This is a genomic window from Variovorax sp. AC194 (assembly GCF_979257995.1).
Genome location: NZ_OZ409823.1, coordinates 4,904,360 through 4,923,792, shown reverse-complemented (window position 1 = coordinate 4,923,792; position 19,433 = coordinate 4,904,360). Strand labels below are relative to the sequence as shown.

Here is a 19,433-nt window from a genome sequence, read left to right as displayed (position 1 = left end):
TCCGGTTCCTTCGCGTCTCAATCGAGGCTCTTGCGCGTGACCGCGCGCGCGACCAGCAGCAGGCCGACCGCATAGCACAGCAGGATGGCGCAGTTGCGCCAGACGAGCGGCCAGACGTCGCCCGCGAGGAACAGCGTCTTGATCAGGTCCATGAAGTAGGTGGCCGGCAGCACATGCCCGATGACGCGCACGGCCGTGGGCACGTTGCGCAGGTCGAAGAGGAAGCCCGACAGCATCATCGAGGGCATGAAGGTCGCGATCAGCGCGATCTGGCTCGCGAGGAACTGGTTGCGCGTGACCGACGAGATCACCAGGCCCAGGCTCACCGCCACGATCAGGTAGAGCATCGAGCTGAACACCACCACGGCGAGCGAGCCGTACATCGGCACCGCGAACAGGAAGCGCGCGGCCAGCAGGCACAGCGCCAGGCCCAGCATGCCGACACCGAAGTACGGAATGATCTTGGCCAGCAGGATCTCGACGGGCCGCACCGGGGTGACGAACAGCGCCTCGAGCGTGCCGCGCTCCCATTCGCGCGCCATCACCAGCGCGGTGAGGAAGGCGCCGACCAGCGTCATGATCAGCACGATGAGCCCCGGCACGAGGTACCAGGTGCTGGTGTTCGCGGCGTTGAACCACATGCGCTGCTCGACGGTGACGCGGCCCACGGGCGGCGCGTCGGCGCCCGAGGTGCTGCCCAGGCGATCGGCCTGCCGCACGGCCGTCTGGGCGAGGGCGCCGCTCACGTAGGCCTGGATGATGGTCGCGCGGCCCGCATCGGCGCCGTGCACGACGAGCTGCACGCGCGCGTTTCCCGCGGCCAGCGCGCGCGAGAAATCGCTCGGAATGCGCACGATGCCGTCGACCTTGCGCTCGCGCATCAGTTCTTCGGCGTCGTGCATGGAGCCCAGCAGCACCGGCGCGATGGTGGGCGAGAGCTGCAGGCCCGCGATGGCTTCGTGCGCCGTGGGCGAGGCGTCTTCCATCACCACGGCCACCGGCGCGTTCTTCACGTCGAGCGACATGCCGTAGCCGAAGATCAGGATCAGCACCATCGGCAGCAGGATGCCGATCGCCAGGTTGCTGCGGTCGCGCAGCAGCTGGCGGAATTCCTTGCGCGTGAGGGAGATCAACCGGGACCAGAAGCCGCTCATGCTGTGGCTCCTTCCGGTTGCTTCGCTGCCGTTTCTTTCCCTTTGCGCCGCGCCTTCTCCACGATTCCGATGAAGGCCTGCTCCATGTCGATGCGCTTGCCACTGTCTTCGCCGTCGAGCGCCTGCGCGCGCACTTCCTGCGGCGTGCCGATGGCGAGCACCTTGCCCGCGTCCTGGATCACGATGCGGTCGCAGTACTCGGCCTCTTCCATGAAGTGCGTGGTGATGACGATGGTGGTGCCGCCTTCGGCCAGCGCGGTGATGCGGCGCCAGAACTCGCGGCGCGCAAGCGGGTCGGCGCCGCTCGTGGGCTCGTCCAGGAACAGGATCTCGGGCTCGTGCAGGAGACCCGTGGCCATCGCCAGGCGCTGGCGGTAGCCGCCGGGCAACTGGCCGCTGGGCGTGTCGAGCTCGCGTTCGAGGTCGAACTGGCGCAGCACCGTCTGCATGCGCGCTTGCAGCCGCTCTCCGCGCAGGCCGTAGGCGCCGCCGAAGAACGAGAGGTTCTCGCGCACCGTGAGGTTGCCGTAGAGCGCGAACTTCTGCGAGACGTAGCCGATGCGCTGGCGGGCCTGCGCGCGCGCATGGCGCAGGTCCACGCCGGCCACGCGCAACTGGCCGCCGCTCGCGGGCAGGAGGCCGCAGAGCATGCGGAAGGTGGTGGTCTTGCCCGCGCCGTTGGGGCCGAGCAGCCCGAAGATCTCGCCGCGCCGCACCGAGAAGCTGGTGCTCGCGACGGCGACGAAATCGCCGAAGCGGCGCACGAGGTCCTTCACTTCGATGACGACTTCGCCGGAGTCGCCCTTGGCGGGGCTGGAGGTCGTGGCTGCGGTGGTGTTCGTTGCGGTTGCTTGCTGCGTGCGCAGCAGCGTCATGAAGCCGTCTTCGAGCCGCGGCGGCACCGGCTCCGCGTGCGCGCCGGCCAGCAGCGTGGCGAGCGTCGCATCGTCGGTGTCCTTGCGGCGGATGAAGTGCACCTCGCCGCCTTGCGGCACGGCATCGACGATGTCCTGTTGCGCATCGAGGAGCCGCGCCTGCATCAGGCGCGGCGGCTCGCCCTCCGGTGGCGCGGCGACGAAGCACAGGCCCTGTGCATGGTCGCGAATCTCGGCCGGCGCGCCCTCCGCGAGCAGCTTGCCCTCGCGCAGCACGAACACCTGGCTGCAGCGCTCGGCCTCGTCCAGGTAGGCGGTGCTCACGATGACCGAGAGCTTCTCGTCGTCCACCAGCTGCTGCACGATCTGCCAGAGCTCGCGCCGCGAGAGCGGATCGACGCCCACGGTCGGCTCGTCCAGCAGCAGCAGGTCGGGCGAGCGCACCAGCGTGCACGCGAGGCCGAGCTTCTGCTTCATGCCGCCCGAGAGCTTGCCCGCGGGGCGGTCGGTGAAGCGGCCGAGGTCGGTCATCTCCATGAGCCGCGCGTAGCGCTCGCGGCGCTTGTCTTTCGACACGCCGTGCAGGTCGGCGTAGAGGTCGAGGTTCTCCTGCACGCTCAGGTCGTCGTAGAGGCCGAAGCGCTGGGGCATGTAGCTGATGCGGTCCTGCACCGCCTGCGGGTCGGCCGAGACGTCGATGCCGAGCACGCGCAGCTCGCCTTCGTCGGCGCGCATGAGGCCCGCCATGAGGCGCAGCAGCGTGGTCTTGCCCGCGCCGTCCGGCCCGACCAGCGCGGTGAGCGTGCCGCTGGGGATTTCGAGCGACACGCCATCCAGCGCATGCACCGGCTGCTTCGACGACTTGAGCGTGAAGCGCTTGTGCAGGGAGCGCCCGGCCACGGCCGGCACGGTGGCGGACATCAGGGCTTGCCGTTGGTGTCGGAGAGCTGCAGCCGCACGGTGGCCGGCATGCCCAGGCGCAGGCGATCTTCCTTGTCTTCGACCATCACGCGGATCTCGTAGACGAGGCTGCTGCGCAGCTCTTCGGTCTGCACGGTCTTGGGCGTGAACTCGGCCACCGACGCGATGTAGCCGACCTTGCCGGCGATGGCTTCGCCGGGCCGGCTGTCGGTGGTCACGCGCGCGGCTTGGCCCGGCTTCACGCGGCCGAGGTCGGCCTCGGCCACATAGGCGCGCACCCACTTGGGATCGGTGATCGCGAGCGTGAAGGCCGGGCGCTGCGGCGAGGCCATGTCCCCGGGTTCGAGCAGGCGCGCGCGCACCACGGCATCGATGGGCGCCCTCAGCTCGGCCTCGGTGAGCTGGTGGTTCATGAGCGCGAGGTCGGCGCGCGCCGATTCGAGCTGGGCCTGCGCCTGCGCGATGTCTTCCTTGCGCGGGCCGCTGACGACGAGCTGCTGCGCCTTGCGCGCGTTGTCCAGCTGCGCGAGCGCGACCTTGCGCCGGGCCTGCGCGCTGTCCAGGTCCTGCTGGCTCACCGCGCGGCCTGCGGTGGTCTGGCTGATGCCCTGCAGGCGCGCGAGCTGCTGCTGCGCGAGGTCGGCATCGGCCCGCGCGGCGGTCACCTGCGCGCCGGCCTGGGCCACTTCCTCGGGGCGGCTGCCGGTCTTCAGGCGCAGCAGGGCCTGCTCCTGCACGCCGATGCGCGCCTGCGACTGCGCCACGCGCAGCGCGAGCGTGCGGGTGTCCAGCTTGCCTAGGAGTTGCCCGGCCCGCACGTGGTCGCCTTCGCGCACCGCGAGTTCGGCCACGCGGTCGTTGGCATTGAAGGCGAGCGAGACCTGGCGCACATCGACGTTGCCGTAGAGCACGATCTGGTCGGTGGGCGTGGCCGAGCGGTTGAAGTACCACCAGCCGCCCGCCACGGCGGCCAGTGCGACGACGGCCACGGCGATGAGGGGTTTCTTGTTCATGGGTCGGGTTCCTGCCAGTTTCCAGAACGGGGTATGCGGCCGGATGTTATCAAATTGAAATTTGAATTTGAAGTAATTTTTCAATTCGATTAACCTTGGCCCATGGCCACCCGCTCTTCCAGTACCTCCGCTCCCTCCAGCGCTTCGGTGCGCACCCAGCGCACCGACGGCAACGCCACGCGCCTGCACATCCTGGAGACCGCGGGCCGGCTGTTCGCCGAGCGCGGTTTCGCCGAAGCCACGAGCAAGGAAATCTGTACCCGCGCGGGCACCAACATGGCCGCGATCAACTACCACTTCAACGGCCGCGACGGGCTTTACGAGGCGGTGCTGATCGAGGCGCACAGCCAGCTGGTCAGCATCGACGAGCTGGTCGGCCTGGCCAGCGTGTCGAACGATCCGCGGCAGAAGCTGCGCGCGCTGCTCACGCACCTGATCGAGGTCGGCGGCCAGCCCAAGGCGCCCTGGGGATTTCGCGTGGTGCTGCGCGAGGCGCTGTCGCCGTCGCCGGCGATGCCGATGATGATCAAGCGCGCGGTGCTGCCCAAGACCAAGCTGCTGCGCGGGCTGATCGGCGCGATCGTGGGGCTGCCCGACGACCACCCTTCGGTGCAGCGCGCGCTGCTGTTCACCGTGCTGCCGTGCATCGTGATGATGGTCGCGCCCAAGGACCTGGGCAACAAGGTGCTGCCGGCGCTGAAGGACACGAAGGCGCTGGCGGACGACCTGATGCGCTATGTGCTCGCGGGGCTGGATGCCATCGCGAAGGATGCGAAAGACGCCAAGGACGCGGCGCCCGCGGCTTCTAAAGCTGGAAAGCGACGGTGAGCAAGAGCCCCTCGGCCACGTCGCGCATCAACCCCGGGCGTCGCGCGCGGTAGGGCTCGCCGGCCGAGGCGGTGGTGTCGATCCACTCGGCGAGCCAGTCGATTTCGTGCGGGCCGTAGAACACCACGGCCGCCTCGTGGTTCAGCAGCAGGCTGCGCAGGTCCAGGTTGATCGAGCCGCACATCGCCAGTTCGTGGTCGACCACCACTGCCTTGGCGTGCGCCATGAAGGGCAGCATGCGAAAGCTCACGCCCGCGCGCGCCAGGTCGCGCATGGCGCGGGCGCGCACGAAGTCGGCCAGCCGGTGGTTCGACTGCGCGGGCATCGCGATCGTCACCTGCACGCCGCGCCGCGCGGCCAGGCGCAGCGCGTCGCGCAGGCCGTCGCCGGGCACGAAGTAGGGCGTGATCGCCAGGATGCGGTGCTCGGCGCGAAAGCACGCGTCGATGAGGAGCGCGTGCGCGGTGTCCTCGGTCTGGTCGGGGCCGCTCGGCAGGAACTGGGCCATCGCGGTGCCGGGGCCTTCGAGCACGTCGTCGCAACTGATGGCGCGCGCCTTGCGCGAGCGTACCGAGCTCCAGTCGTGATCGAACTGGCGGGCTGCGGCGGCCGCCACGTTGCCGCGCAGGTCGAAGGAGAGATCGCGCCACGCCTCGGGGTGCTTGTCGTTGCCCGTGAAGTACTCGCCCGCGAGGTTGCGCCCGCCCGACCAGAGCCAGCTGTCGTCGGCGATGGTGAACTTGCGGTGGTTGCGCAGGTTGCGCGGCCCGGTACGGCGCAGGCTGAAGAAGGGGCGGAACACCGCCACCTCGCCGCCCGCCGCGCGCAGCAGGTCGAAGTGATGGCGCGGCAGCGACAGCGCGCCGAAGCCGTCGAGCAGCACGCGCACCTTGATGCCTTCGCGCGCGCGCTGCGCGAGCCGCGCGATCACCGCATGGCCGAGCGCGTCGTCGCCGATGATGAAGGTGCACACGTCGATGCGTTCGCGCGCGCCGTCGATCACCTGCCACAGCGCCTCGCGCGCGGCCTCGCCGTCGGCATGCAGGCGCACCGCGCAGCGCCCGGGCGGCGCGAGGCCGAAGCTCTCGATCAGGTCGGCCGCCCAGTGCCCCGGCGGCACCGAGCGCGGCGGTCGCGGCGAGCCGGCCGGGCGGAGCTTGCGCTGCCCGAACAGCAGGTACATCGGAAGGATCAGGTAGGGCATCAGCACCAGCCCCATCACCCACGCGATGGCGGTGGTGGGGGCGCGCTGCTCGCGGCGCGCGCGCGTGGTGAGGACGTAGACAAGCAGCGCAAAAGTGACGACGAGGAAATGCTGCGAGGGAGAGGGCAGCCAGTCGAACGCAGGAGTCGGCATGGGGCTGATGATGCCTCAGCGCGTCTGCGTGCGGTCAGCGCTGCAGGAAGGCGGGCACGCCGCGGCCCTCGGAGGCGAGGAATTTCATCATCGGATCGACCACCGCATGCACCGCGGGCCGGTCGCGCACGCGGTTGCGCCAGGCCACCAGACGCGGCGTGGCGTCGGTCATGCCGGCGCCCTTGCGGTCGGCGAACACGTGGGCCATGTAGAAGGCGATGTCCGCGAAGGAGTAGGGGCCCGCGAGGTAATCGCGCGTGGCCAGCAGGCCGTCCATCTCTTCGTAGAAGCGCGCGCAGGCGGCGCATGCCGCGACCGCCGGAGCGCTCTGCATGGCGTTCTGCAGGCCGAAGAGCTTGATGACGTTCGGAAAGAACACCTCGTCGGATTTCTGCTCCAGCTGCCGCGCCCGCGCCCGCTCGGCGATGTCCTGGGGCCACAGGGCCAGCGATGTGGGTGGGGGATAACGGTCTTCGAGGTACTCGAAGATCTGCGTCGAGTCGAACAGCGCCACCGCGTCGTCGACCAGCACGGGCACCTGCTGCTTGACGGCGTTGACCCGAAGCACCTCGGGGTGCTTCGGGTCGTAGGCGTCGTCCTTGGTGAACGGCACCATGACGAGGTCGAAGGCGATGCCTTTTTCGCGTGCCGCGATCTCGACCTTGGCGCCGAACATGCTGAGGGGGCCGGAATAGATGTGAGTCGTCATGCCCCCGACTTCACCAGAAACGGCGCGTCAGGTCGAGCCCCAGACCTCCTGCGCCGTCTCGACCACCAGGCGCAGCTTGTTGCGCTGCGCTTCCACCGCGATGTTGTTGCCGTGCACGGTGCTGGAGAAGCCGCACTGCGGCGAGAGCGCGAGCTGCTCGAGCGGCGCGTACTTGGCGGCCTCCTCGATGCGGCGCTTGAGCTCGTCCTTGTCTTCCATCTCGCCGAACTTGGTGGTCACGAGGCCGAGCACCACCGTCTTGCCCTTGGGCAGGTAGCGCAGCGGCTTGAAGTCGCCCGAGCGGGCGTCGTCGTATTCCATGAAGTAGGCGTCCAGGTCCATCTCCTTCAGGAGCGCCTCGGCCACCGGCTCGTAGTTGCCGGCCGCAGCGTGCGTGCTCTTGAAGTTGCCGCGGCACAGGTGCATCGCCAGCAGCATGCCCGGCGGCTTCTGCGCGACCACCTTGTTGATGAAGGCGGCATAGCGGTGGGGCAGCTCGTTCGGGTCGTCGCCGCGCTTGCGGGCGGCTTCGCGCATGTGCTCGTCGCAGAGGTACGCGAGGTTGGTGTCGTCCATCTGCACATAGGTGCAGCCGGCGGCAGCGAGCGAGCGCAACTCGTCGCCGTAGGCCTTGGCCACGTCGTCGTAGAACACCGGGTCGAGCTCGGGGTACGCGTCCTTGCTGATGCCGGCGCGGCCGCCGCGAAAGTGCAGCATCGTCGGCGAAGGGATCGTCACCTTGGGCGTGCGGCCTGCGGAGACCTGGCTCTTCAGGTACTGGAAATCGGCCAGCTGGATGTCCTTGACGTGGCGCACCTTGTCGATCACGCGCATCGCGGGCGGTGCCAGTTCCTCGGTGCCGTCGGGCTTGCGGATGGTGACGGGAATGTCGGTCTTCACGCCGCCGAGCTGGTCGAGAAAGTCGATGTGGAAATACGTGCGGCGGAACTCGCCGTCGGTGATGCTTTTCAGGCCAATGTCTTCCTGGAAGCGGACGATCTCGGTGATGGCCTTGTCTTCGACCGTGCGCAGTTGCTCGGGCGTGATCTCGCCCTTGGCCTTCTGCTCGCGCGCTTCGAGCAGGTACTTGGGGCGCAGGAAACTGCCGACGTGGTCGTAGCGGGCGGGCAGGGCGGCGTGCTGGGACATGGGGTGAACTCCGTCGTGGCTGATAACGAACGGAGCATCCTAGCGCCTTCGAAAGTCGCGTGGCTGTATACCCTTAGATCAGTGTTTACCCTCGAATCGGCGCGATATGGCTGGATATTTCCTCGTTTCTGTATACATTGGGTATTCATGAAAACGCCCACGACCGCTTTTCCCCTGAACGCCTGGTACGCCGCCGCCTACGACGTCGAAGTGCGCCACGCCCTCTTGCCCCGCACGATCTGCAACCAGAAGGTGGTGCTGTTCCGCCGCACCGATGGCCAGGTGGCAGTGCTCGAAGACGCCTGCTGGCACCGCCTCATGCCGCTCTCGCTCGGCCGCCTCGAGGGCGACGAGCTGGTCTGCGGCTACCACGGCCTCGTCTACAACAGCCAGGGCCGCTGCACCCACATGCCGAGCCAGGAAACGCTCAACCCATCGGCGTGCGTTCGCAACTTTCCCGTGGTCGAGAAGCACCGCTTCATCTGGATCTGGCCCGGCGATCCGGCCAAGGCCGACCCGGCGCTCGTGCCCGACATGCACTGGAACGACGACCCCGCCTGGGCCGGCGACGGCAAGATGATCCGCGTCAACTGCGACTACCGGCTCGTGGTCGACAACCTCATGGACCTGACGCACGAGACCTTCGTGCACGGCTCCTCGATCGGCAACCGCGAAGTGGCCGAGGCACCCTTCGTCGCCACGCACGGCGACCGCTCGGCCACCGTCACGCGCTGGATGGAAGGCATCGACGCGCCGCCGTTCTGGGGCGGCCAGATCCGCCATGCACGCGGCTACACGGGCAAGGTCGATCGCTGGCAGATCATTCGCTTCGAGGGCCCGTGCACGGTGAACATCGACGTGGGCGTGGCCGAGGCGGGCAGCGGCGCGGTGCCGAAGGACGGCAACCCCGGCGACCGCAGCAAGGGTGTCAACGGCTACGTGCTCAACACCATCACGCCCGAGACCGACAAGACGTGCCTGTACTTCTGGGCGTTCGCGCGCAACTACTGCCTCGGCGAGCAGCGCCTCACGCACGAACTGCGCGAGGGCGTGGCCGGCATCTTCCGCGAAGACGAGCTCGTGCTCGAAGCCCAGCAGAAGGCCATGGACGACCACCCCGACCACCAGTTCTACAACCTCAACATCGACGCCGGCTCGATGTGGGCGCGCCGGCTGATCGACCGCATGGTCGAGAAGGAAAAGCCCGCGCGCGCCGCGATCCCGATCCGGCCCGTCGAAGAAAAGCGGGCCGCATGAAGGCCGCTGTGGTCTCCCCCTCGAGCCCGGCGACACCGGCAGCTCGCAGGCGGTGAAGGCGCAGCTGCGGCTGCGCGAAATGATCCTCGCGGGCGAGCTGCCCGGCGGCGCGCGCATCGCCGAAGTCGCCATCTCCGAACAGCTCGGCGTGTCGCGCACGCCCGTGCGCAGCGCGCTGATGCGGCTCGAGCAAGAAGGCCTGCTCGAAGCGCTGCCCAACGGCGGCTACGCGGTGCGCACGTTTTCCGAGCGCGACGTGGCCGATGCGATCGAGCTGCGCGGCACGCTCGAAGGGCTGGTGGCCCGCCTGGCGGCCGAGCGCGGTGCGGCGCCCGTGGTGCTGCGCGAAGCGCGCGCCTGCCTCGCGCGCATCGACGAGCTGCTGCGCGAGCCCGCGCTCGACGACGCGGCGTTCTCGCGCTACGTCACGCACAACGAGAAATTCCATGCGCTGCTGTGCGAGATGGCCGGCAGCCCGGTCATCGCGCAGCAGCTGGAGCGCGTGGTCAACCTGCCGTTTGCATCGCCCTCGGGCTTCGTCATCGTGCAGGCCAATTCGCCGGCCGCGCGCGACATGCTCGTGATCGCGCAGGACCAGCACCTGCAGGTGCTCGACGCCATCGAATCCGGCGAGGGCTCGCGCGCCGAGGCGCTGATGCGCGAGCACAGCCGCATCGCGCGGCGAAACCTGCGCGAGGCGCTGCACGGCACGCCGAGCGCCGAGCAGCGCGCGCTGCCCGGCGTGCAGCTGATCCGCCGCCGCGGCTGACCTTCCCTCTTTTTCCCGTTTGGTGTTCCCGATGAAAAGCGATCTTCAATGGATGCAGGCGCAGGTGGTTGCGCTGCGCGACGTCACGCCCACCGTGCGCGAGTTCGAACTGCGGCCTGAATCGGGCTTTGCCGCCGCGTATGAACCCGGCGCCCACCTGCAGGTGCAGGTGATGACCGCGCAGGGCAGGCTGCAGACGCGCTCGTACTCGCTGGTCGGCGAGGGCGATGGCCAATGCTGGCGCATCGCGGTCAAGCGCCTGGACGACGGCCGCGGCGGCTCGCTCGCGATGTGGCAGCTCGCGCCGGGCGACCGCCTGCAGGTGAGCGCGCCGCAGAACCACTTTGCGCTCGACCTTTCGGCGCCCGGCTACCTGCTGGTGGCGGGCGGCATCGGCATCACGCCGCTGGTGCTGATGGCGCAGCGCCTGGGCGCGCATGCGAAGCGAAGCGGCGTGCCCGTGAAGATGCTCTACGGCGCGCGCCATGCCGGCGAGCTCGGCTACCTCCCGCACTTGCAGGCGGCATTGGGCGACGGCGTCGTCGCGCACGAAGGCTCGGCCCCCATCGACTTCGCTGGCGCCATCGCCGCGCTGCCGCCCGGCGGCCAGCTCTACACCTGCGGCCCGGTGCCGATGCTCGAAGCCGTCAAGCGCGCCTGGGAGGCCGCCGGCCGGGCCCCGGCCGACCTGCGCTTCGAGACCTTCGGCAGCAGCGGCCGCCTCGCGACGCAGGCCTTCACGGTGCGCATTCCCCGGCACGACCTGGCGATCACCGTGCCCGCCGACTGCACGCTGCTCGAGGCGCTCGACGCCGCCGGCGTGCAGACCCTCTCGGACTGCAAACGCGGCGAATGCGGCCTCTGCGCGATGGACGTTCTCGCGGTCGATGGCGAAGTCGACCACCGCGACGTGTTCCTGAGCGCCCACGAGAAAGCGGCCACGACCCGCATCTGCGCCTGCGTGTCACGCGCCGTGGGTACGCTCACGCTCGATTCCGCCTACCGCGCCGACAGCTGAGGCGCCTTGCGCGATGATCGCGCAGTTCATTTATTGATCGCGCAACAAAGGCCCGCGACAGGGGCGGGCTAGGTGATTGCCTGCTCCGCCGAATGTTGCAAAGTGTTGAAAATAGCCCCGGTTTCGCATTCCGTCCCTCCAAGGAAAACCTCATGCAAAGACGCCATCTCATCCAGACCGCGGGCCTCTCGGCCATTGCGCTCGCAACCGCGCTCACGCTGCCGCTGGCCAGCGCGCAAGACAACAAGTTCAAGATCGGCCTGATCCTCCCGATGACGGGCCAGTCGGCCTCCACCGGCCGCCAGATCGAAGCCGCTGCGCGCCTGTACATGGCGCAGAACGGCGACACCGTGGCCGGCAAGAAGGTCGAGCTCATCGTCAAGGACGACACGGGCCTGCCCGACGTGACCAAGCGCCTCGCGCAGGAACTGGTGGTGAACGACAAGGTCAACGTGCTGGCCGGCTTCGGCCTCACGCCCCTGGCCCTGGCCGTGGCGCCGATCGCCACGCAGTCCAAGACCCCCGAAGTGGTGATGGCCGCGGCCACCTCCAGCATCACCGAGGCCTCGCCCTACATCGTGCGTTCGAGCTTCACGCTGCCGCAGGTGTCGGTCGCCATGGGCGACTGGGCACCCAAGAACGGCGTGAAGACGGTCGTCACGCTGGTGGCCGACTACGGCCCCGGCAACGACGCCGAGAAGTTCTTCAGCGAGCGCTTCCAGCTCAACGGCGGCAAGGTGATCGAGAAACTCCGCGTGCCGCTGCGCAACCCCGACTTCGCGCCGTTCCTGCAGAAGGTGCGCGACGCCAAGCCCGATGCGCTGTTCGTCTTCGTGCCCTCGGGCGCGGGCGCGGCGGTGATGAAGCAGTTTCTCGAACGCGGCATGGACAAGGCCGGCATCCGCATGATCGCCACCGGCGACGTGACCGATGACGACCAGCTCAACGACATGGGCGACGGCGCGCTCGGCGTGGTCACCTCGCACCACTACTCGGCCGCGCACCCCTCGGCCGCGAACAAGAAGTTCGTTGACGCGTTCCAGAAGGCCAACCCCAAGATGCGCCCCAACTTCATGGCCGTCGGCGGCTACGACGGCATGCGCGTGATCTACGAAGCGCTCAAGACCACCAAGGGCCAGGGCGGCGGCGAAGCGCTGCTGGCAGCCATGAAGGGCCAGGTCTTCGAGAGCCCGCGCGGCCAGGTGCTGATCGATGCGCAGACGCGCGACATCGTGCAGGACGTGTACCTGCGCAAGGTCGAGAAGAAAGACGGACGACTCTACAACGTCGAGTTCGATGTGATCAAAGGTGTGAAGGATCCGGGCAAGGCGAAGTGAGACTTCCCCCAGGGGCATGAGGTGCGTTGTTCTTCAGGGCGCGATCCCGCCGACGGGGTACCTTGCTCCGCGAATGTCCCCCGCCTTCGGCTCCTCCTTGATTTCGCTGCGCAAGGCACCCCATCGGCGTGCTCGACATTCAGTGCAGTCGTTGATTGGCCAGCACCACGACAGCGCTCTGCATGCGCAGGGCATCGGGTGCTCCCCGCAGCGAAATCAAGGAGGAGGGGCGAAGCCCCGGGGGACATTCGCGGAGGGGAGTACCCGGTGGCCTGTGCATGTGCCCTGAACGCCAGCACCCGAACAAACAAATATGTTGACCATTCTTTTTGACGGCATCGCCTACGGCATGCTGCTCTTCGTTCTCGCCGTCGGCTTGGCCGTGACGCTCGGGTTGATGAACTTCATCAACCTCGCGCACGGCGCCTTCGCCATGGCAGGCGGCTATCTCACCGTGTTCGCGATGCAGAAGCTCGGCATGCCGTTCCTGGCCTGCCTGCCGTTCGCGTTCATCGTCGTCGCGCTGGCCGGCGCGCTGCTCGAGCGCACGCTCTACCGGCCGATGTACGGCAAGCCGCACCTGGACCAGGTGCTCTTTTCCATCGGCCTCGCGTTCATGGCGGTGGCCGCCATCGACTACTTCGTCGGCTCCTCGCAGCAGAACGTGCAACTGCCCGAGTGGCTGCGCGGCCGCACCGAGATCGGCGACGGCGCGCTGCTGCTGGGCATGGGGCACTACCGGCTCTTCATCATCGGCGTGTGCGCGGTGCTCACCGTCGTGCTGCAGCTCATCCTCTCGAAGACGCGCTTCGGCAGCCGTCTGCGCGCCGCGGTGGACGATCCGCGCGTGGCCGCGGGCCTGGGCATCAACGTGAACATCGTGTTCCTGCTGACCTTCGCCGTCGGCTCGGGCCTCGCGGGCCTGGGCGGCGCGCTGGGCGCGGAGATCCTCGGGCTCGATCCGACCTTTCCGCTCAAGTACATGATCTATTTCCTGATCGTGGTATCGGTCGGCGGCACCTCGTCGATCACCGGGCCGCTCGCGGCCGCGCTGCTGCTGGGCATTGCCGACGTGGCGGGCAAGTACTTCATTCCGAAGATGGGCGCGTTCACCGTCTACCTGCTGATGATCCTGATCCTGATGTGGCGGCCGCAAGGGCTGTTCACGCGCAAGGGAGGGCGTTGAGATGAGCGCGCCTTCTTCATCCACCACCGCAACCTACGAGTCGGCCCTGCTGCGCACCGCGCGCTGGCGGCCATGGGAGTTCGTGGTCTGGGCGGTGGCGTTCGCGCTGCCGCTGGTGGTGCCCTCGCACTCGCTGCTGGTCAACGAGATCGCCATCGTCGCGCTGTTCGCGATGTCGCTGGACCTGATCCTCGGCTACACCGGCATCGTCTCGCTCGGCCACGCCGCGTTCTTCGGTTTCGGCGCGTATGCGACGGCGCTCTTCGCCAAGCTGGTGATGCCGGACCCGACCGTGGGGCTGGTGTTCGCGACCGTGCTCTCGGCGCTGCTCGGCCTCGTGGCCAGCGTGACGATCCTGCGCGGCAGCGACCTCACGCGGCTCATGGTCACGCTGGGCACCGCGCTGCTGCTGCTCGAGCTGGCCAACAAGCTCGACTGGCTCACCGGCGGCGCCGACGGCCTGCAGGGCGTGGTGATGGGGCCCGTGCTCGGTCTCTTCGAGTTCGACCTCTACGGCCGCACCGCCGCCTGGTATTCGCTCGCGGTGATGCTGGTGCTGTTCCTCGTGATGCGCCGGCTGGTGCATTCGCCGTTCGGCGCGACGTTGAAGGCGATCCGCGACAACCGGCTGCGCGCGATGGCCATCGGCATTCCGGTGGTGTCGCGGCTCGCGGTCATCTACACGGTGGCGGCCGGCATCGCGGGTGCGGCGGGCGCGCTGCTCGCGCAGACCACCGGCTTCGCCTCGCTCGACGTGCTGGCCTTCGACCGCTCGGCCGACGTGCTGCTGATGCTGGTGATCGGCGGCGTGGGCTGGCTCTATGGCGGCGTGGCGGGCGCCATCGTCTTCAAGCTGCTGCAGAACTGGCTCTCGGCCGTGACGCCGCAGTACTGGATGTTCTGGATCGGCCTGATCCTCGTGCTGCTGGTGCTCGTGGGGCGCGACCGGTTGCTCAAGCCGTGGACGTGGTTCGGCGTCGGCAAGAAGAAGGGCGGTGCGGCATGACCACCACCACCACGACCACCGAGACCGTGCTCTCGACGCAAGGCCTCGTGATGCGCTTCGGCGGCATCACCGCCACCAACAACGTCACGATGGAATTGAAGCGCGGCGCGCGCCACGCGCTCATCGGCCCGAACGGCGCGGGCAAGACCACGCTCATCAACCTCTTGACCGGCGTGCTCGTGCCGACCGAAGGCCGCATCACGCTGCTGGGCGAAGACATCACCACGCTCGCGCCGCACAAGCGCGTGGCGCGCGGGCTGGTGCGCACCTTCCAGATCAACCAGCTGTTCGATTCGATGACGCCGCTGGAGACGCTGGCGCTGGTCGTGTCGCAACAGAAGGGCATCGCCGCGCAATGGTGGCGGCCGCTCGGCGGCACCAAGGGGATCGCGGAGCGCGCGGGGCAACTGCTCGAACAGTTCCATCTCTCCGATGTCGCAAGACAGCAGACCAAATTCATGGCCTATGGCAAGCGCCGCCTGCTGGAAATCGCCATCGCGCTCGCCTGCGAGCCGCGCGTGCTGCTGCTCGACGAGCCCGTGGCGGGCGTGCCGGCGGGCGAGCGCGAAGAGCTGCTGCAGACCGTGGCCGCGCTGCCGGCCGATGTGTCGGTGCTGCTGATCGAGCACGACATGGACCTGGTGTTCAGCTTTGCCGACCGCATGACGGTGCTGGTCAACGGCACGCTCTTGACCGAGGGGGACCCCGAGACCATCGCCAACGATCCGAAGGTCAAAGAGGTTTATCTGGGTCACGGGGAGAGCGCTCATGTCTGAGTTGCTGCGCATCGACAACCTGAGCGCGGGCTACGGCGAGGCCGTGGTGCTGCACGACGTGGCGTTCGCGCTCGGCGAAGGGCAGACGCTCGCGCTGCTGGGCCGCAACGGCACGGGCAAGACGACGCTGATCAACACGCTGGCCGGCGCCACGCGCCAGCACGGCGGCACCATCGCGCTCGGCGGGCAGGCGTTGCACAAGCTCGCGCCGCATCAACGTGCCGCAGCGGGCATCGGCTGGGTGCCGCAGGAGCGCAACATCTTCAAGTCGCTCACGGTGCACGAGAACCTCACCGCGGTGGAGCGGCCCGGCAAGTGGAACCCGCAGCGCGTCTACGAGATGTTCCCGCGTCTTGCGGAACGCAAGACCAACCTGGGCACGCAGCTCTCGGGCGGCGAACAGCAGATGCTGGCCGTCGGCCGCGCGCTGGTGTTGAACCCCAAGCTGCTGCTGCTGGACGAACCGCTCGAAGGCCTCGCGCCGATCATCGTGGAAGAGCTGCTGCGCGCCATCCGCCGCATCACGCAGGACGAGGGCCTGGCCGCGATCATCGTGGAGCAGCACCCGCAGGCGATCCTCGCGATTTCCGACCACGCGGTGGTGCTCGACCACGGCACCATCGTCCACACCGACAGCGCGGCGGCATTGCGCAGCCAGCCGCAGGTGCTCGAGCGGTTGCTGGGCGTGGCGCGGTAGCAGTAACGGCCACAGCGAACAACAAGGAGACAGACAGATGGCGATCCCGAAGACAGTGTTTTGCGGGGGCGCCATGCTGGCGGCCGCCGCGTTGCTCGCCGCGTGCGGCACCCCCATGGGGCCGAGGGCGCTCACGCTCGGCGGCGAGCCGGCAACGGCCTGCGCGGCCCTCGCCGCACCGATCGCGCCTGCGGCGATCGGCCTGCCGAGCGGCGCCGCGACCATCGACTCGGCGACGCTCGTTGCCGCATCGCCACTGGCGGTTGCCGAGCGCGGGCCCAGCCCCTCGGCGCGCATCACGCCGGTGACGCCCGCGCACTGCAAAGTGCTCGGCCGCATCGCGCCGCTCGACGCGAGCGCGCCGCCGATCCTGTTCCAGGTCAACCTGCCGCTCGCGTGGAACGGGCGCAGCGTGCAGTACGGCGGCGGCGGCTTCAACGGCGTGCTGATCACCGGCCTCTCGCTGGTCCCCGCAGGCCGCTTCGACCAGCCCACCCCGCTCGCGCAGGGCTACGTGACCTACGGCACCGACTCGGGCCACCAGAACGTGCAGGGCCAGCCGCCGCAAGCCTTCGCGCTCAACGACGAGGCGCTCGTGAACTTCGCGCATGCCTCGTACAAGAAGGTGCGCGACGTGGCCGTGGCGCTGATGCAGCGCGCCTACGGGCAGGCGCCGCAGAAGCTCTATTTCATGGGCAGCTCCGAAGGCGGGCGCGAGGCGCTCACGATGGCGCAGCGCTATCCGCAGGACTTCGACGGCATCTTCAGCCGCGTGCCGGTCATCAACTGGACGGGGCTGCAGCACGCGGGCACGCGCAACGGCATCGCGACCTTCGGTGAAGGGTGGCTGCGGCCCGCGCAGGTGCAACTGGTGCACAACGCGGTGCTCGCGTCGTGCGATGCCACGGACGGTGTGGCGGACCGCATCGTGTCGAACCCGGTGGCATGCCTGCAGCGCTTCGATCCGGCCACCTTGCGCTGTGCGGCGGGCACGAGCGGCGACAACTGTCTCAACGATGCGCAGGTGCAGGCGGTGCGCACGCTGCGCTCGCCGTGGCGCGCGCCCGTGCCGCTGGCCAACGGTGTCACCGAATATCCGGGCTGGGGCATCGGCGGCGAAGGCACGCCGGCCTTCGCCTCGATGGGCGGCTGGAACGCATGGTGGACGGGCACCGCCGCGCCGACCGTGCCGCCGCAGCCGAGCAACGGCATCGCGTGGTTCTATGGCAGCGGCGCGCTGCAGTATTTCTACGCGCGCAATCCATCGCTCGACGTGCGCAACTACCGCGCCGAAGATTTCGCGGCGCGCATCGCCACCGTATCGCAATTGATGGACTCGACCAATCCGGACCTCAGCGCCTTCAACGCGCGGGGCGGCAAGCTCTTGATGCTGGAGCACATGGCCGACTACGCGCAGAGCCCGTTCGCGGGCATCCGCTACTACGAGTCTGTGGTCGCGCGGCTGGGGCGCGACAACGTGGACCGCTTCATGCGGCTGTACACCGCGCCGGGCGTGGACCATGTGGGCAGCGGCGCGCCCGCGAATGTCGACATGCTCGGCGCGCTGGCCGATTGGGTCGAACGCGGCCGCGCGCCGGCCGGGCTGCAACTCGCCGAGCAGGAGGTGCAGCCGCCGTTCAAGACCATCCGCGCACGTCCGCTGTGCGAGTGGCCGCTGTGGCCGCGCTATGTGAGCGGCGATGCGTCGCAGGCGGCGAGCTTCCAGTGCGCGAGATAGAGAAAGCCTAGATCGCGCAGCCGTCGGGGCCGCACGCCGGCGCCGCGCTCGCGGGCTGCGGCGGCGTGGCGAAGGTCGCGAGCTGCGCCTTCCATTCGTCCGGGCGGCCGAGCCATGGGCCGATGTCTATGAGGCTTGCGGGGCCGCCGGCCTGTGCGAGCACGAAGGTCGGAAAGCCCTGGCCGCCCGCGCGTTGCAGCAGTTGCCGGCTCGCGGCGAAGTGCTGCGAGGTCGCATCGCCGGACATGCGCGCGAAAGCCGTTGCGAAGGCTTGCGCATCGAATCCGAGTTCGACGGCCACCGCGGCGAGCACATCCGCATCGGCGATGCGGCGGCCTTCGACGTAGTGGGCGCGCTGCAGGCGATGAATCATGTCGAGCCCGCCGCCTTCGCGCAGCGCCTCGGCCGCGAGCACGGCGGTGGTCGGCGGTTCGGAGTCCATCACCGCGCCGGTGTCGCGCAGCAATCCCTCGAAGTACGCCTCGCCGAACGGCTGGCCCGTGAGCTCGGCGATGCGCCGGTCGTGCGGCATCACGTACTCGCGCCACTGCGGGGAGATCGCGCGGCGGTTGGCGCCGGTCATCATGCCGCCGCCGTGGAACTCGACTTTCAGCCCCGGCACGCCGCCCGCCGCATCGACCAGCGGCGCGGCCGCGTAGCACCAGCCGCACATCGGGTCGAAGATGTAGTGCAGCGTGGCGGTGTCGCCGTTGTCGTCGTTCACTGCGGCCATTTCATGTCTCCCTTGATGACCTTGGCGCTCAGTTCGAGCGACGAGGTGTCTTGCAATTTCGGGTAGCGCTTCTTCATCGCGGCGATGAGCGTGGCCGAGTCCTTGGCCTTCTTCGCTTCGGTCTCGAAGGCCTGCAGGTAGCCGCGCGTGAACTTCACCGAAGCGAGCGTGTAAGGCGCGCTGCCGTCCGCGTTCGGCAGGTAGTGGCCGGGCACCACCGTCTTCGGATGCAGCGCTTCGATGCGGGCTAGCGTCTTGAGCCAGTCGCTGCGCGATGCAGGCGTCTGCGTGTCGGCGATCCACACATGGATGTTGGCCGAAACCGGGATGCCGCCGACCACCGCCTTCAGCGAGGGAATCCACGCGAAGCTGCGCTCGGGCGTGGGGCCGTCGAGCCCGACGACCTGGATCTTGTGGCCTTCGAGCTCCAGGCTGTCGCCCGCGAGCGGCTGCGGTACGACCAGCGCCTTGGGCGCGTTGTCCTTCAGGATCGGGCCCCAGTGCGCGAGCTTGCCGTCCTTGGAGGCCTGGATCGCGGCCACGGTCTGCGGCGTGGCGACGATCTTCGCGTCGGGGAACGCGTCCTGGATCACGTCGAGGCCGAAGTAGTAATCGGGGTCGCTGTGGCTCACGTAGACGGTAGTGAGCTTCTTGCCGCTGGCCTTGATCTTCTGCACCAGCGCCTGGGCATCGTTGCGCTGGAACTGGGCGTCGATCAGCACCGCGTCGTTCTGGCCGGTGATGAGCCCGGAGGACACCGGGAACATCGACTTGGCGCCGGGGTTGTACACGTCGAGCTTGAGCGGCTCGGCGGCATGGGCCAGCGGCGCGAGGGCGAACGTGGCGGAAAGGACGGCGGCGGAAATCAAGGCTCTGCGGAACATGGCGGACTTTCGGTTGGGATGGCGTG

General features: G+C 68.7%; 17 protein-coding genes and 1 pseudogene. 10 read left to right on the top strand and 8 right to left on the bottom strand.

Going from position 1 to position 19,433, the window contains the following annotated elements:
• Positions 1–17 precede the first annotated feature (17 nt).
• The 3 genes from ACZYRS_RS23445 to ACZYRS_RS23435 are packed head-to-tail and all read right to left on the bottom strand — an operon-like array spanning position 18 to position 3,963.
• Positions 18–1,154, bottom strand: a complete 1,137-nt coding sequence (locus ACZYRS_RS23445; RefSeq protein ID WP_463421167.1) for an ABC transporter permease — start codon at positions 1,152–1,154, stop codon at positions 18–20.
• Complete coding sequence (locus ACZYRS_RS23440) at positions 1,151–2,950, bottom strand: ATP-binding cassette domain-containing protein (RefSeq protein ID WP_463421166.1); 1,800 nt, start codon at positions 2,948–2,950, stop codon at positions 1,151–1,153. Before ACZYRS_RS23440 ends, ACZYRS_RS23445 begins: the two co-directional genes overlap by 4 nt.
• On the bottom strand, positions 2,950–3,963 hold the full coding sequence (locus tag ACZYRS_RS23435; RefSeq protein WP_463421165.1) for an HlyD family efflux transporter periplasmic adaptor subunit: 1,014 nt from the start codon (positions 3,961–3,963) through the stop codon (positions 2,950–2,952). Before ACZYRS_RS23435 ends, ACZYRS_RS23440 begins: the two co-directional genes overlap by 1 nt.
• Positions 3,964–4,065: 102 nt before the next feature.
• On the opposite strand from ACZYRS_RS23435, the gene ACZYRS_RS23430 reads away from it, so the two are divergent.
• On the top strand, positions 4,066–4,791 hold the full coding sequence (locus ACZYRS_RS23430; protein WP_463421164.1) for a TetR/AcrR family transcriptional regulator: 726 nt from the start codon (positions 4,066–4,068) through the stop codon (positions 4,789–4,791).
• On the opposite strand, the gene ACZYRS_RS23425 is transcribed toward ACZYRS_RS23430, so the two are convergent.
• The 3 genes from ACZYRS_RS23425 to ACZYRS_RS23415 are packed head-to-tail and all read right to left on the bottom strand — an operon-like array spanning position 4,769 to position 8,006.
• The gene (locus ACZYRS_RS23425) at positions 4,769–6,148 is read right to left on the bottom strand and encodes a phospholipase D-like domain-containing protein (RefSeq protein WP_463421163.1); all 1,380 of its coding nucleotides are present in this window, start codon (positions 6,146–6,148) and stop codon (positions 4,769–4,771) included. The two genes, ACZYRS_RS23430 and ACZYRS_RS23425, sit on opposite strands and share 23 nt — an antisense overlap.
• A gap of 34 nt (positions 6,149–6,182) precedes the next feature.
• Positions 6,183–6,857 (bottom strand): glutathione S-transferase family protein, encoded by a 675-nt coding sequence (locus ACZYRS_RS23420; protein ID WP_463421162.1) that lies wholly within the window; start codon positions 6,855–6,857, stop codon positions 6,183–6,185.
• Positions 6,858–6,884: 27 nt separating this feature from the next.
• On the bottom strand, positions 6,885–8,006 hold the full coding sequence (locus ACZYRS_RS23415; RefSeq protein ID WP_198787626.1) for a 5-methyltetrahydropteroyltriglutamate--homocysteine S-methyltransferase: 1,122 nt from the start codon (positions 8,004–8,006) through the stop codon (positions 6,885–6,887).
• Between the two features lie 147 nt (positions 8,007–8,153).
• Here ACZYRS_RS23415 and ACZYRS_RS23410 point away from each other — a divergent pair, with 147 nt between their 5' ends.
• From ACZYRS_RS23410 to ACZYRS_RS23370, 9 genes are all read left to right on the top strand, one after another.
• The gene (locus ACZYRS_RS23410) at positions 8,154–9,263 is read left to right on the top strand and encodes an aromatic ring-hydroxylating dioxygenase subunit alpha (protein ID WP_463421161.1); all 1,110 of its coding nucleotides are present in this window, start codon (positions 8,154–8,156) and stop codon (positions 9,261–9,263) included.
• A 79-nt stretch (positions 9,264–9,342) separates the two neighbouring features.
• Positions 9,343–10,032 carry a GntR family transcriptional regulator gene (locus ACZYRS_RS23405; RefSeq protein ID WP_463422527.1) on the top strand — a complete coding sequence of 230 codons (690 nt, stop codon included), beginning with the start codon at positions 9,343–9,345 and terminating at the stop codon, positions 10,030–10,032.
• 31 nt (positions 10,033–10,063) lie between these two features.
• Positions 10,064–11,050 carry a PDR/VanB family oxidoreductase gene (locus tag ACZYRS_RS23400; RefSeq protein WP_463421160.1) on the top strand — a complete coding sequence of 329 codons (987 nt, stop codon included), beginning with the start codon at positions 10,064–10,066 and terminating at the stop codon, positions 11,048–11,050.
• Positions 11,051–11,202: 152 nt separating this feature from the next.
• Positions 11,203–12,387: an ABC transporter substrate-binding protein gene (locus ACZYRS_RS23395; protein WP_463421159.1), complete on the top strand. Its 1,185-nt coding sequence runs from the start codon at positions 11,203–11,205 to the stop codon at positions 12,385–12,387.
• Between the two features lie 313 nt (positions 12,388–12,700).
• A complete protein-coding gene (locus ACZYRS_RS23390) occupies positions 12,701–13,573 on the top strand; it encodes a branched-chain amino acid ABC transporter permease (RefSeq protein ID WP_206178198.1) in 873 nt (290 codons plus the stop codon).
• 1 nt (position 13,574) lies between these two features.
• Positions 13,575–14,579 carry a branched-chain amino acid ABC transporter permease gene (locus ACZYRS_RS23385; RefSeq protein ID WP_463421158.1) on the top strand — a complete coding sequence of 335 codons (1,005 nt, stop codon included), beginning with the start codon at positions 13,575–13,577 and terminating at the stop codon, positions 14,577–14,579.
• Positions 14,576–15,355, top strand: a complete 780-nt coding sequence (locus ACZYRS_RS23380; RefSeq protein ID WP_463421157.1) for an ABC transporter ATP-binding protein — start codon at positions 14,576–14,578, stop codon at positions 15,353–15,355. The genes ACZYRS_RS23385 and ACZYRS_RS23380 overlap by 4 nt, the downstream gene beginning before the upstream one ends.
• Positions 15,348–16,052: an ABC transporter ATP-binding protein gene (locus ACZYRS_RS23375; RefSeq protein WP_198787634.1), complete on the top strand. Its 705-nt coding sequence runs from the start codon at positions 15,348–15,350 to the stop codon at positions 16,050–16,052. The genes ACZYRS_RS23380 and ACZYRS_RS23375 overlap by 8 nt, the downstream gene beginning before the upstream one ends.
• A gap of 37 nt (positions 16,053–16,089) precedes the next feature.
• Positions 16,090–17,790, top strand: a complete 1,701-nt coding sequence (locus ACZYRS_RS23370) for a tannase/feruloyl esterase family alpha/beta hydrolase (protein ID WP_463421156.1) — start codon at positions 16,090–16,092, stop codon at positions 17,788–17,790.
• 7 nt (positions 17,791–17,797) lie between these two features.
• Here the strand turns inward: ACZYRS_RS23370 and ACZYRS_RS23365 are convergent, their stop codons facing one another.
• Both ACZYRS_RS23365 and ACZYRS_RS23360 read right to left on the bottom strand, forming a co-directional pair.
• Positions 17,798–18,523 carry a DsbA family protein gene (locus ACZYRS_RS23365; protein WP_463421155.1) on the bottom strand — a complete coding sequence of 242 codons (726 nt, stop codon included), beginning with the start codon at positions 18,521–18,523 and terminating at the stop codon, positions 17,798–17,800.
• Positions 18,517–19,407, bottom strand: a pseudogene (locus ACZYRS_RS23360) (MBL fold metallo-hydrolase); the annotation flags it as partial. The pseudogene ACZYRS_RS23360 and the gene ACZYRS_RS23365, both read right to left, overlap by 7 nt.
• Positions 19,408–19,433 lie beyond the last annotated feature (26 nt).